Raw genomic sequence first — 13,243 nt, 5'->3', positions numbered from 1 at the left:
GGCGGGAAAGGGAGGGTTCGGTCGCGCTGTCACGGTCTGTCACGTGACAATCCGTGACATCACGTGATCGGCGACGGTTTTGGCGCTCCCGATCCTTTGCCCGACGGTCCTCGAGGGATCTTTCAGCCAATTTCTTTTCAGCCAGGATCATTGCGACTTCGGCCACAAGATCCGGTGACAGACCGTCGGCTATGAGGCGGGCTAGCAAATCGCTCATACCACACCCCCGAACGCCAGCCCGGCGATCAGATCTGCACGATGCGACGGCACACCACGGCGTAGCACGGCTTGGCGGCGCATGCTGTTGGTGCTAGTATCGTCAGTGTCGCCGCCAAGCAGACAACCGACGCCTTCGCCCAGCCGGGCGGGGGCGTTTTGTTTTATCGGCATGGTTGGCGCTGCGGACATGAGATATCGACCGAAACAGGAGCGATGAACGTGGTTCCAAGGTTGGGAACCGAACGCACGGGAATCGCAGCGTTTCCATAGGTCAAGCGGTATGGTTGGGGACCGCTAATAGCTTGAAAATCAGGCTCGGCGCTATTCCGTCCCCGGGCACCATTGGCCCTTCCAGCGACATCCACCGAGATCCAGCAGCGTCGAAAAAACCGCGGAATTCTGCGGTTTTTGCAAATCGTTTGGACAGCTATGTCCAGTGCTGTCCAGTTGCAGCCGGCCCCCCTTATGGTATTCTTGTTGGTATCGAGATTCAGCGTCCGGCGAGATACCATCATGCCCCTGACCGTCACTGCAATAAATGCTGCAAAACCAAAGGATAAGGCATACAAGCTGACTGACGGCATGGGGCTATATCTCCTCGTTACGCCCACCGGCGGGCGCCTCTGGCGGATGAACTATCGGTTTGGCGGCAAACAGCGCACGATAGCCTTTGGGAACTACCCCGACCTCTCGCTCGCCAAGGCGCGCGAAAGGCGTACGCAGGCCCGTGAAGCGCTAGCCGACGGCAAAGATCCCATTGAAACCAAACGGTTGCAGGAGCGCGAAATCAAGTCGCGCTCAGAAGACACTTTCCAGGCAATCAGTCGCGAATGGCTGGAGAAGCTGGAATGCGAAGGACGCAGCGCATCGACGATGAGCAAGCTGCGGTGGCTGGTCGACTTTGCCATCCCGCATATCGGCGAGCGCCCGATAACCGATCTCACCGCTCGCGATCTCCTTGATATCCTGCGGACGGTTGAAGTTCGTGGGCGTTATGAAACCGCAAACAGGCTGCGCAGCACCTTCGGCACGATCTTTCGCTATGCCATTGCGACGGCGCGCGCCCAGCGTGATATCTCAGCCGATCTCAAGGGTGCATTGATCACGCCGAAGACCAAGCACCATGCAGCCATTCTCGACCCGAAAATGCTCGGCGCCCTGCTCAGAGCGGTTGAGAATTATGAGGGGCAACCCACGCAAGCCGTGGGCCCAGAGCGCATGCAGCGGCTGTGGCCGGTGCAAGAAGTCGTCACGACCGGGGCCAATGTGGTGGTCGGGTCGGACTGGCCAGTGATTGCCGATGTCAATCCGTGGCTGGCGCTGGAAACGCTGGTCACACGTCAGGCGCCCGGCGCAACCGGCCCGGCAGCGGCGCCGAACGAGGCAATCACGCGGGCCGAGGCTCTGCGCCTGCTGACCGTGAACGGCGCACGCGAAATGGGGCGGCTAGACCGAGGCGGCACGATCGAGCCGGGCAAGCTGGCGGATGTGATCGTGGTCGATCGCAATCCGCTGACCGCGCCGATTGGCCAGATCCACGCCACCCGCGTGCTTGCCACCTACATCGCCGGCGAACAGGTCTTTGCCTTGAAGGATGCCAAGCCATGACTGCCACAACGCATTTTCTGACCGATGAGCGCACTTTCTGGCACAGCACCGGGGTTCAGGCGCTGTTCCTGCCGATCGGGGACTGGGTCGAACCGCCTGCCGGCAGCTATGGTGCAGACACCCCAGGTTCAAAGCGACGGCTGCTCAATCTGGTCCGTGCCTCGGGCTTTGACAGCGAACTGGCGATCCGCAGCGCCGCTCCGGCCAGCCTTGCCGACCTGACCCGGGTCCATGCCCAAGGCTACATCGATGAATTCATGCGGCTGAGCGATGCTGGCGGCGGCGAATTGGGGCTGTTTGCCCCCTTCAGCAAGGGCGGGTTCGAAATTGCGGCGCCGGGACGGGCCTTGGCTGCAACCTCAACATTCCCCTGCCCGCCGGCAGCGGCCACACAACCTATCTCCACGCGATAGACACCATCGTCGTCCCTGCGCTGCGGCGATACCGGCCGGACATGATCATCGTTGCCAGCGGCCTCGATGCCAATGCTGTTGATCCGCTCGCACGGCAATTGCTGCATTCCGACAGTTTTCGAGCCATGACCACACGAATGGTCGATCTGGCCGATGACCTGTACGGCGGACGTCTCGCGGTCATTCACGAAGGCGGTTATGCCGAAGCCTATGTGCCGTTTTGTGGCCTGGCGATCCTTGAAGCCCTTGCCGGAAAGCGCAGCGCAGTCATCGATCCGGAACTGGATTTTTTCATGGCGCAGCAGCCCGACCAGAGGGTCACTGATTTTCAGGCAAGCCTTGTTCAGGAAATGCGCGATATTCTGCAATTGGATTAATTACTTCGATCAAATTGTATCACTTCATTTCTATTCAATGGATTGTCCGAAAAGGTAGATGTCGGAGGGCCTTGACGCTGCGTTGGTCCACGAGTCCTCCACGCGATCACGGCAGGCCGATTGAATTGCATCGCCGACTTTGGCAGATTTAAGCTTGGGGAGGCGATGACAAGCGCCCTTGATCGTCGATCAGTTGCAGGACGGCAGGGGGCTGCTGGCCCCACGTCCAAAGCACCAGATTGCGGTCATCTGCCTGGGCATGAGGCGCGAAGCTTGGGACGAGAATGCCTGCGTACCTTTGAACCTTGAGATCAATCGCGAGTTGCTGCGTCGCGGGTATGCTGCCGGCCAACATCGTGTCGCGCCAGCGACAGTCTGCAAGCGTTGCCACTGAAATACCCAACTTGCTCAATGCTACTGGGTCGGTCCCGTCAAAGACACGAACGATCTCTGCTCTGTAGGCGACGAGTGTGATCGGCTGAAAGGCGCCAACCTGGTTGGCCTCACGCATGGCGGTTTCAGGCCTGAGGCTTGTGTAAAGCGCTGGCATGCCTTTCGGGTTGAACCGGCCGCCAAAGCGCGCGGCTCCCTCACCGGAAAGGGGCGATGATGCCCAAAGCGGGTTCAGCGCCCGGTAGAGAAATCCGCTGTAATCCATCGTGGTGGATCGATCAGGCGTAAACGCCGGCATCGACCGCATCGATGTACTCCAGGACATCGCTGGCACGCCCCGCCTGCACCAGTTGCATTGCGGTCTGTCCGGAGAAGCCCGGCAACGGCTCCGAGCGAAACCAGCCATAAGCCACTAGCGCCGAGCCGAAGCGCGGTTCGACCTTGTTGAGCACCTCGACCAGTTCACGCAGGCGCTTTTGGGTGCGGGGTTGGCGAACGCGCACGGCACGTTGGATTGCGTCTTTGCCCAGACCCGCCGTTCGGGCAAGGTCATCGGCATTGGTCAGCAGCGTAGTCGCAATCCGCCGGGGGTCGAACATCCCTTCGCTGACATATGCTTCCATGCTCATTGTGGCCTCGCTCTCAAGATTATTGACGATATATAGCGTCAATATGCGAGAGCTGCAATGGCATCAAATGGAAGTGCGCGACGGTCGAGTTGCGCGTAAAATGGTTCTCAAAAATGACCCCAAGAATCGGTTGGCCGCATATCCAGAGCTCCTCGTCGCAGGACCTAAATTGGGGGTATCCTTGGGGGTACCGCGATGGGGTATCGGATTGTTTATTTTGAAAATTCATAGCCTTATAAAACATCCAAAATCCCTCCTCCGCACCGCGCAAGCCGACACCCCGGGCAAAACCTCCGGCTGATCCGCCGGGCTGTCTCGACGGCCTGCTAACCTGTCATCAAGCGAGCCAGATTGTCGGCGTCATCGAGCAGCAGATGCACCCCCGCGCCGGTCTGCGCCACGCCGTGCGGCGACAGGCGCGCCAGTGCGGCATGGTCGATCTGCGACTGATCGTGCACCGCCAGTACCAACCGCGATCCGCAGGCGATCGTCCGATCGAGATTGGCCGCCCCGCCACAGGCGCGGACCAGCGCCCCGGCGCGTTCCTGCGTGACAAAGTCGGCCAGAGGCACCGATGCCACGTCCGGCGCCGGTGGCGGGGGCGCAGCGACGGCGGGCAGACCTCGGAACCGGCGGATATCCGATGCCAGCGCGTCGGCGGTCGGGCCAATCACCACTTGCAGCGCGCCGCCGCCGGGTCGGACCACCCCGCGTGCGCCCAGACGGCGCAGCGCGGCTTCGTTGATCGCGGCGGGGTCGGCCATCACCAGCCGCAGCCGCGTGGTGCAGGCATCGATCTTGACCAGATTGCCCGCCCCGCCCAGCGCCGCCACGAATGCCGCCACGCGGTCATCCGCGCCGGTCGGCGCGCCATCGGCCGCCGTCTCGCTCCGCCGCCCCGGCGTCGCCAGATCGAACCGCACGATGCAGAACCGGAACACGCCATAATAGAGCGCGAAATAGACCGCGCCGACCGGCAGCAGCAGCAGGGGCCGCGTGGCCAGCCGGAAATTGATCAGATAGTCGAGCAGACCCGCCGAAAACCCGAAACCCAGTCGCACCCCGATCAGGTTCATCACCGCCATTGCCACCCCGGTCAGCACCGCATGCACCGCAAACAGCAAAGGAGCGACAAAGATGAAGGTGAATTCGATCGGTTCGGTGACCCCAGTCAGAAACGACGTTGCCGCCAATGAGGCGAACAGCCCCGCGACTTCGGCGCGGCGTTCGGGCAGCGCGGTGCGGTACATCGCCAGGCACGCCGCCGGCAGCCCGAACATCATCACCGGGAAAAACCCGCTCATGAACGCGCCGGCCGATGGATCGCCCGCGAAAAACCGGTTCAGATCGCCGCTGGCCCCGTGATAGTCGCCGACGATGAACCACACCACATTGTTGAGGATGTGGTGCAACCCGGTGATCAGCAGCAGGCGATTGAGCATGCCATAGAGAAACAGCCCGAACCAGCCCGCGCCCACCACCCACCGGCTGATCGCGTCGATCCCCGCCGACAGCGCGGGATAGCCCCAGCCCAGCAGCCCTGCCAGCACCACGCCAAACCCGCCCGCGGCAATCGGCACGAACCGTCGTCCGCCAAAGAATGCCAGATATTCGGGCAGGCGAATGGCATGAAACCGGTTGTACAGCAGCCCGCCCGCCAGCCCCGACAGGATCCCCGCCGGAACCGTCAGCTTGCCCACTTCATGCGCGCGCCAGGCGCCGACGACGGCATCGTGCGCCACCGCGATCCCGGCCAGATCGGTCGGCGCAATCAGCAGCGCCTTGGCCCCTTCAACCGTTACCAGAAACGCGACCGCGCCGGCCAGACCCGCCGCGCCATGGTTTTCGCGAGCCAGCCCGACGGCCACGCCGATCGCGAACAGCAGCCCCAGATTGGTGAAAATGGCGCTGCCCGCACCCGCCACAAAGGCCAGCCCGAGGATATCGGGCTGACCCAGCCGTAGCAACAGCCCCGCCACCGGCAGCACCGCGATCGGCAGCATCAGCGCGCGGCCCAGCGGCTGCAACGTGGCGAGTATGCGGTACCCGTGGTGCGCCATGCCCATGCCGTTCAACTTTCCTGCAACCGGTCGCCGAGTTTCGCCCGCACCAGCGCCCGCACCGCCGCCGCGCTGTCGGCGGCAAGCGCCGCCTGCGCGAGGGCGCGCGCCTCGACCAGTGTGACTGTACGCAACAGCGCCTTGACCGCCGCGATGCGCCCAGCCGTGACCGACAGTTCGCCCACCCCCAGCCCGATCAGCAGCGGCACCGCCAGCAGATCGCCTGCGGCCGATCCGCACACCCCGACCGGGCAGCCATGCGCGGCGGCGCCTGCGGTGCAATGCGCAATCAGCCGCAGCACCGCAGGATGCAACGCATCGATCATCGCCGCCGTGGCAGGATTGCCGCGATCGGCGGCCAGCGCATATTGGGTAAGATCGTTGGTGCCGATCGACAGGAAATCGGCCTCTGCCGCCAGTTGATCGGCCAGCAATGCCGCCGCCGGGGTTTCGATCATCACCCCCACGCGCACCGCATCGGCAATCCCGGCCTTGCCCGCGGCCTGATCGACCATGGCGCGCAGGCGCCGCAATTCGCCGCGATCGACCACCATCGGCGCCATGATCCGCAACTGCCCGGCGGGTTGCACCGCCACCAGCGCCGCCAGTTGCGTGGCCATCAGCACAGGCCGCGCCAGCGACAGGCGGATGCCGCGCTGGCCCAGCGCGGGGTTGTCCTCCGCCGCCATCGGCACATAGGCGAGCGGCTTGTCCGCGCCCACATCGAGCGTGCGCACGATCAGCGGACGCCCCGCCATGGCATCGGCAATCGCCTGATACATGGCGCGCTGTTCGTCCTCGCCCGGCGCATCGGCGCGGTCGAGAAACAGGAATTCGCTGCGCAACAGGCCACACCCTTCGGCCCCGGCGGCGACCGCCGCGTGCGCATCCTCGACCGATCCGCAATTGGCAAAGACCTCGATCCGCGTGCCGCAGGCGGTCTGCGCCAAAGCGCCCGCCATCGCCCGCTGCGCCGCGCGCCGCGCCGCCTGATCGGCAATTGCCGCGCGCGCCGCTGCGATGCGCGCGGCATCTGGGGCCAGATCGATCTGCCCAGCCCCGGCGTCGAGCACGGCCAGCGCGCCCTCTGTGGCCGCCAGCACATCGGGCCCTGCGGCAACCAGCATCGGTATCCCCGCCGCCGCAGCCAGGATCGCCACATGCGAGGTGGGGCCGCCGCCCGCCAGGCACAGCCCGCCCGGCGCGCCATCGCGGCACAACGCGCCGAATTGCGATGGCAACACATCCTGCGCCACCACGATCGCCCCCGCCGCAACCGGCGCCAGCGTGGCGCCATGGCCCAGTTCGGCCAGCACCTGGCCCGCCACATCGGCCAGATCGGCCACGCGTTCGATCAGGCGCGGATTGCCCGTCGCGCTCCAGGCCTCGGCATGGCTGCGGGTTGCCGCACGCCAGGCCCAGGGCGCGCTGCGGCCCTGATCGATCGCCTGCGCGGCGATCCGGCCAATATCGGGATCTTCGATCAGCGCGCGATGCGCCTCGGCAATGCCGCCCGCGCCCAGCCGCGCGGCGGCGGCCCGGCGCGCCAGGGCCAGCCGCTGGTGTTCGTGGTCAGGCCCCTCGCCATCGGGTGGCACGGTGCCCTCGGTCACGCGCAAATGCGCGATCGGCCCGACTGCCAGCCCCGGGCTGGCACAGACCGGCCCCGCCGCCACCGCGACGGGCGCCGCCACCTCATGCGCATCGGGATCGGCGCCGACGACCAGCGCCGCCACCGCATCGAGCGCACGCGCCGCATCGGGGCCCTGCGCGCGCAGCACCAGCGTATCGCCACCGCGCGCATCGAGTGTCATGAGTGCCACCGGGCTGCGCGCGGCGGCCTGCCGCGCCGCCTTGAAAACCTCCACATCGGCCGACAACGTCGCCAGCACCGCCGCGATCCGCGCCGCCGGGCGCGCATGAATGCCGTGCTCCAGCCCGACCACGACCGAGCGCTCACAGATATCGCCAGCCGGTTCGGGGTCTTCGGCCACGGTGGCGGCTTCGGGTATGACCGCAAACAGTGGCGAACCCGTCGCGACCGCACCGGTCGGCGCCGCATCGACCAGCGCAAAGCCGGGGCTGGCGATCACGATCGGGGTAATCAGGCTGCGGGCGCCCGCGGCCACCCGATCGAGATCAAAGCGGATCAGCGGCTGCCCCGTCCGCACCCACTCGCCCACCATCACCGCTCCGTCAAACCCGTTGCCGCGCAGCGCCACCGTGTCGATGCCGATATGCAGCAGGACTTGCGCCCCGTTGTCGAGGCCGAGCGTGATCGCATGCCCGGTCGATGCCAAGGCGACGACCGTGGCATCGCACGGCGCGCACAACACCCCGTCGAGCGGATCGAGCGCCACGCCGGGGCCCATCATGCCCTCGGCAAACACCGCATCGGGCACCTCGGCCAGCGCGGTCAACCAGCCGGAAAACGGCGCGACCAGCATGATCGGCGCGGTCATGGCAGCACCAGCCGATCGATCGCCCACAGCGGCGCAGGTCCATGCGTTGCGGTATAGAGGCACAGCCAATGCGCACCCTTCGGATCGCCTGCCAGCGGCACGCGCAGCGCGACCGGCACGCCATCATGCGGCACCGCGCCCAGCGCGACGCGCGCCAGTTCGGGCCCGTCGCACCTGTCCTGCCTGACCACCAGTTCGTCCTGCGTACCGGCCGGGGCGCGCAGCACGATCGCCTTTGCATCGTCGGCAAGCTGATAGTTGAACGCCAGCGCGGCGATCTGCACGGTGATCGGCCCATGCCCAAGTTCGGCATAGGTCTTCCAGCAGCGATCCATGATATCGACCAGCAAGGGATGACCGTCGCGCGCGGGCAGATTGAGCAGCAACCGGTTCGAACAGGACACCAGAATCTGGCTGGTCTTGACACCGCGCAGCGCAACCGGTTCCACCCGCTGACCGCGCAGGCCCGGCGCAAGCGGCACCTGCCAGCGATCGAGCAGACGATATTCATCGGGCAGGCGCGCGGCAAACCCGTCCCAGTCGCGTCGTGCGGGCTGCGTCCAGCCCAGCTCTGCCAGCGCGGCGGCACGTGGCCAGGCCATCGCCAGCATCTGCGCATCGGTGCGCAGATATTCGCTCCACAGTTCGCCCTGCACTCCCAGCAGATGCCCGCCGCCTGTGCCATCGACCTGGCCCGGCTCGACGCGATAGACATCGCTTGGGCTGACCACGGCCCAGCGTCCCGGCGGGGCATCGGGTACGGCAGCCTGGATATGGTCGAAATAGAACACCGGATCGGTCGCCAGCACGACATCGTGCCCGGCCTGCAGCGCGCGTGTCGCATCGTGCGCGCTGTGCCACGACAGGATCGCCGCATCGCGCGGGATGCCGCCCGCCGACAGCATGTCGTCCCAGCCGATCGCCTGCCGCCCGTGCGCCGCCAGATAGCCCGCGATCTGCGCGGTGAACCAGCCCTGCAACGCGGCCTCGTCGGGCAGGTCGAGCGCCTTCATCCGTGCCTGCACGGCGGGCGCGGCGCGCCACTGGCCATGCTGCGCCTCATCCCCGCCGATCGCGATGGTGTGCGAGGGAAACAGCGCCATGACCTCATCGAGCACGGTTTCGAGCGCCTTCAGCGTCGGCGGATCGACCGCAAAGATCGACGGGAACACCCCCCAGTCCGATTGGGCCGAAGCGGGCACGCCCGCAAACCCCCAGTCGGGATAGGCGCGCAGCGCCGCCAGCGCGTGCCCCGGCATCTCGATTTCGGGCACGATCGTCACATTGCGCGCGGCGGCATAGGCAACGACCTGCCGCACTTCGTCCTGGCTATAGAACCCGCCATAGCGCTGGCCATAAGGATCGAGGCGCCAGCCGCCGATCGCGGTCAGGCGCGGATAGGCGCGGATCTGCAGACGCCAGCCCTGATCGTCGGTCAGATGCCATTGCAGCCGGTTGAGCTTGTGCAGCGCCATCACGTCGATCAGGCGTTCGATCGTCGCCACGCTCTGGACATGGCGCGCGCTGTCGAGCAGCAGCCCGCGCCACGGATAGCGCGGCGCATCCTCGATATGCACCGCCGCCAGCGGCGCGTCGCCTTTGGCCGCCAGCAATTGCCACAAAGTCGTCGCGCCATAGAACAGGCCCTGCCGCGTGGTCGCCGCAATCGTCGCGCCGTGGCTGTCGATATCGAGCCGATAGGCCTCTGCGCCCAACCCCGGCACGCGCCGCAACCGGATCGCGCCATCGCGCGCCGCCCCGTCGCGCACAAAATGCCGCCCGAGATGGTCGCGCACCGCCGCATCGAGCCATTGCGCCACGTCCGCCGCTTCGCGATCGCCGCGCGGCACCACGATCGGCGTGCCATCGCCCAGCGCGGCACCCGCCGCACCATCGACCGTTTGCACCACTTGCGGCAAGGGAATGACCGGCAGCGCCACCGCCCGCGCCGGCGCCGCGATCAACGCCAGCGCGGCCAGCCCGGCGCGCCAGTCAACCGCCATGGTCAACGGCCCCGGTACCAGCCCCGTCGATCCAGCTTTCGACCACTTGCAGCCCGGCATCGAGCAGCACCAGATCGGCGCGTGCACCCACCGCAATGCGGCCACGTTCGCCGCCAAGGCCCAGAAAATCGGCGGGTTCGCCGCTGGCGAGCGCCGATGCGGTGGCAAGATCGAGCCCCAGCAGATCGACCGCGTTGCGCAAGGCCCCGGCCATGTCGAGGTTCGATCCCGCCAGCCGCCCTTCGTCGTCATAGCACGCGCCATCGCGCACGGTGATCGTCTTGCCCTGCAAGTCGAACGTCGTGGCCGCCTGCCCGACACAGGGCATCGCGTCGGTCACCAGCATGAACCGCGCATTGGCCCGTGCGGCCAGCGCGATGCGCAAGGTGACCGGATCGACATGGCGCCCGTCAACGATGATCCCGCACCACGGATCGCCCGCCAGCGCCGCGCCGACAACGCCGGGTTCGCGGCTGGTGAGCGGCGACATCGCGTTGAACAGATGGGTGATCCCCGTCACCCCGGCGTCCAGCGCGGCCTGCATGCGCGCGAACCCGGCATTGGTGTGCCCCGCCGAAACGATCACGCCTGCCGCCGCCAGCGAGCGGATGATCGCATCATCGACCAGTTCGGGCGCCAGCGTCAGCAGCACTTTGCCCGCCCCCGGCGCGGTCAGCAGTGTCAGCGCCTCGGCATCGAGCGTGCGCAGCCGTGCGGGGTCGTGAATGCCGCGCCGCTCCATGCTGATGAACGGCCCTTCGACATGGATGCCCAGCACGCCGGGCACGCCCGCCGCAATCGCCGCGCGGGTGGCCGCCAGCGCGCGCGCGATCGTGCCCAGATCATCGCTGATCAGCGTCGGCAGAAACCCGGTGGTGCCGAACCGGCGATGGGCCGCGCCGATCGCGGCGATCGTTTCGACATTCGGCGCATCGTTGAACAGCACCCCGCCGCCGCCGTTGACTTGCACATCGATGAACCCCGGCAGCAGCCTTTGCCCCGCGCAATCGACACGCGGCAGGGCGGCAGGCAGATCGCCGGCCGGCACCAGCGCGGCAATCCGCGCGCCGTCGATCACCACGGCCAATCCGTCGTGCAGGCCATCGCGCAACATGACCCGGGCATTGATCAGCGCACGCGCAGTCGAAATCGGGGTCATCGCGTCGAAGTAACCTTGGCAAGATGGGGCGGGCTGTCGGGATCATAGCCCCGCCGCGCGGCGAGCGCATCGACCAGGCGATAAAAACCCTGGATCTGGACAATCGGCGTCAGCGCCGGATGCGTGCGCGGGATGGCCGGGCCCGATGGATCGACCCCGCCCACTTCGAGCATCGTCGCGCCTTGTGCGCGCGCGGCGGCAATCGCGGCATCGACCCCTTCGCGCCCGGCATCGTCGGGCACGAACGCGATCACCGGAAATCCGGAATGGATCAGCGCCATCGGCCCGTGGCGCACTTCGGCAGCGCTGAACGCTTCGGCATGCAGGCCGCAGGTTTCCTTGAGCTTCAGCGCCGCCTCCTGCGCGGCGGCAAAGCCCGGCCCGCGCCCCAGCACATAGAGCCCGACCGCATCGGCCAGCGCATCGACAAAGTGCTGCCAGTCGCTGTGCCACGCCGCTTCAAGCTGTTGCGGCAACGCCTCGACCGCCGCCAGCATGGCGTCATCCCCCGACCAGCAGGCCACCAGCGCGGCAATCGCCGACAGCGCGGTGATGAACGACTTGGTCGCCGCGACCGCCAGTTCGGGCCCGGCATCGAGCGGAATCACCACGTCGGCCATCGCCGCCAGCGGCGAGGCGGTGTCGTTGACCAACACCACCAGCAAGGCCCCGCCATCGCGCGCGGCGCGCGCCGCCGCGATCAGATCGGGGCTGCGACCCGATTGCGAAATCGCCAGCGCCAGCACCCCGGCCATGTCGGGCTGCGCGGTGAACACCGATGCGGTCGATGGCGCGAGCGAGGCGGTCAGCACCTCGAGCCGGGTTTCGATCAGATAGCGCGCATATGTCGCCGCGTTGTCCGAACTGCCGCGCGCGATCGTCACCACCGCGCGCGGCGGATCGGCGCGCAACCGCGCGGCCAGCGCGCGGATCGCCGCGCCGCCGTCGCGCCATTGCTGCGCCACGCGCGCAGGCGCCTCGGCCGCTTCGCGCGCCATCACCGTGCCCCGTTCGGCAACCATCGCCGTCATGCCGCCCCGGCGTTGAGTTCGGCGACAAAGTCGTACATGTCGCCGCGATACCACGACTGGGTCAGTTCGACCGAGCGCCCGTCGGGCAGAAACCCGCGCCGTTCGATCAACAGCCCCGGCGCGCCCGGTTCGACCCCCAGCAATTCGCACTGGCTGTCATCGAACAGCACCGCGCGCAGGCGTTGCAGCGCGCGGACCGGGCGATGCCCGCTGGCCTCGAGCGCTTCATAGAGCGATGATCCGACTGCTTCTTTCGATGGCAGGCAATAGGCCGGAACCGTCGAGGTTTCGACCGCCATCGGTTGATCGTCGGCATAACGGATACGGTGAAAGCGATAGACCGAGCTGCCTGGACTGAGCCCCAGCACCAGCGATTCCTCGGGCGTTACCGTGCCCTCGGACCGGCGCAGCCACGCGCTGCGCGCCAGCCAGCCGCGCGCGGCCATGTCTTCGGTAAACGACGACAGCTTGGAAAAGCTCTTTTCGACGCGCGCCGTGATGAACGTGCCCGCACCATGGCGGCGCGACACCAGCCCTTCATCGACCAGCGCCTGGATCGCCTTGCGCACGGTAATGCGCGACACATTGATATCGGTGGCAATGTCGCGCTCGGCCGGCAGGGCATCGTCGGCCGCCAGCCGCTTGTCGACAATCGCCTGGCGCAGCGCGCGGTGCAGCTTTTGATAGAGCGGCCCGCTGGCCTGCCCCTCCAGGTCGCCGATGATATCCGAGATCTTCAACGCTTGCGCTCCAGTTTCGCGGTCAAATCCTGCGCCTGTACTGCCCTAACCGCAAAATTCGGCAACGGCAAGCACAATGGTATCTTATTGGTATACATTACCCCTTGCAGAGGTATGCAAATCATGTGACATTGGCTTTACCAATGGAG

11 protein-coding genes are annotated in these 13,243 nt (G+C 66.6%); 2 read left to right on the top strand and 9 right to left on the bottom strand.

All coding sequences use genetic code 11. The features are described 5' to 3' along the window. Positions 1-217: hypothetical protein (locus AQZ49_RS22895; protein ID WP_231739352.1), on the bottom strand; the 217-nt coding region annotated here is incomplete at its 3' end. Between the two features lie 515 nt (positions 218-732). On the opposite strand from AQZ49_RS22895, the gene AQZ49_RS20675 reads away from it, so the two are divergent. Together AQZ49_RS20675 and AQZ49_RS22890 are read left to right on the top strand one after the other, a co-directional pair. Continuing rightward, the gene (locus AQZ49_RS20675; RefSeq protein WP_082701957.1) at positions 733-1,827 is read left to right on the top strand and encodes an integrase arm-type DNA-binding domain-containing protein; all 1,095 of its coding nucleotides are present in this window, start codon (positions 733-735) and stop codon (positions 1,825-1,827) included. Positions 1,828-2,080: 253 nt separating this feature from the next. Then, on the top strand, positions 2,081-2,617 hold the full coding sequence (locus tag AQZ49_RS22890; RefSeq protein WP_369819165.1) for an arginase family protein: 537 nt from the start codon (positions 2,081-2,083) through the stop codon (positions 2,615-2,617). A gap of 148 nt (positions 2,618-2,765) precedes the next feature. On the opposite strand, the gene AQZ49_RS20660 is transcribed toward AQZ49_RS22890, so the two are convergent. The 8 genes from AQZ49_RS20660 to AQZ49_RS20625 all read right to left on the bottom strand — a co-directional run bounded on the left by AQZ49_RS20660 (position 2,766) and on the right by AQZ49_RS20625 (position 13,094). Further along, on the bottom strand, positions 2,766-3,308 hold the full coding sequence (locus AQZ49_RS20660) for an RES family NAD+ phosphorylase (RefSeq protein ID WP_231739351.1): 543 nt from the start codon (positions 3,306-3,308) through the stop codon (positions 2,766-2,768). Next, on the bottom strand, positions 3,289-3,639 hold the full coding sequence (locus AQZ49_RS20655) for an antitoxin Xre/MbcA/ParS toxin-binding domain-containing protein (RefSeq protein WP_067620555.1): 351 nt from the start codon (positions 3,637-3,639) through the stop codon (positions 3,289-3,291). Before AQZ49_RS20655 ends, AQZ49_RS20660 begins: the two co-directional genes overlap by 20 nt. A gap of 326 nt (positions 3,640-3,965) precedes the next feature. Beyond that, positions 3,966-5,705: an N-acetylglucosamine-specific PTS transporter subunit IIBC gene (gene nagE, locus AQZ49_RS20650; protein WP_369819164.1), complete on the bottom strand. Its 1,740-nt coding sequence runs from the start codon at positions 5,703-5,705 to the stop codon at positions 3,966-3,968. Between the two features lie 5 nt (positions 5,706-5,710). Beyond that, the gene (ptsP, locus tag AQZ49_RS20645; protein ID WP_067620552.1) at positions 5,711-8,161 is read right to left on the bottom strand and encodes a phosphoenolpyruvate--protein phosphotransferase; all 2,451 of its coding nucleotides are present in this window, start codon (positions 8,159-8,161) and stop codon (positions 5,711-5,713) included. Continuing rightward, positions 8,158-10,164: a beta-N-acetylhexosaminidase gene (locus AQZ49_RS20640; protein ID WP_067620549.1), complete on the bottom strand. Its 2,007-nt coding sequence runs from the start codon at positions 10,162-10,164 to the stop codon at positions 8,158-8,160. Before AQZ49_RS20640 ends, ptsP begins: the two co-directional genes overlap by 4 nt. Next, positions 10,154-11,323, bottom strand: coding sequence for an N-acetylglucosamine-6-phosphate deacetylase (nagA, locus tag AQZ49_RS20635; protein ID WP_067620546.1), 1,170 nt, complete (start codon positions 11,321-11,323; stop codon positions 10,154-10,156). Before nagA ends, AQZ49_RS20640 begins: the two co-directional genes overlap by 11 nt. Beyond that, positions 11,320-12,345: an SIS domain-containing protein gene (locus AQZ49_RS20630; protein WP_067620578.1), complete on the bottom strand. Its 1,026-nt coding sequence runs from the start codon at positions 12,343-12,345 to the stop codon at positions 11,320-11,322. The genes nagA and AQZ49_RS20630 overlap by 4 nt, the downstream gene beginning before the upstream one ends. A 5-nt stretch (positions 12,346-12,350) precedes the next feature. Then, positions 12,351-13,094, bottom strand: coding sequence for a GntR family transcriptional regulator (locus tag AQZ49_RS20625; RefSeq protein WP_067620543.1), 744 nt, complete (start codon positions 13,092-13,094; stop codon positions 12,351-12,353). Positions 13,095-13,243: the final 149 nt, after the last annotated feature.

This window comes from Novosphingobium sp. FSW06-99 (assembly GCF_001519065.1).
In the GTDB taxonomy this organism is placed as follows: domain Bacteria; phylum Pseudomonadota; class Alphaproteobacteria; order Sphingomonadales; family Sphingomonadaceae; genus Novosphingobium.
This window is presented reverse-complemented; position numbering and strand designations above follow the sequence as displayed.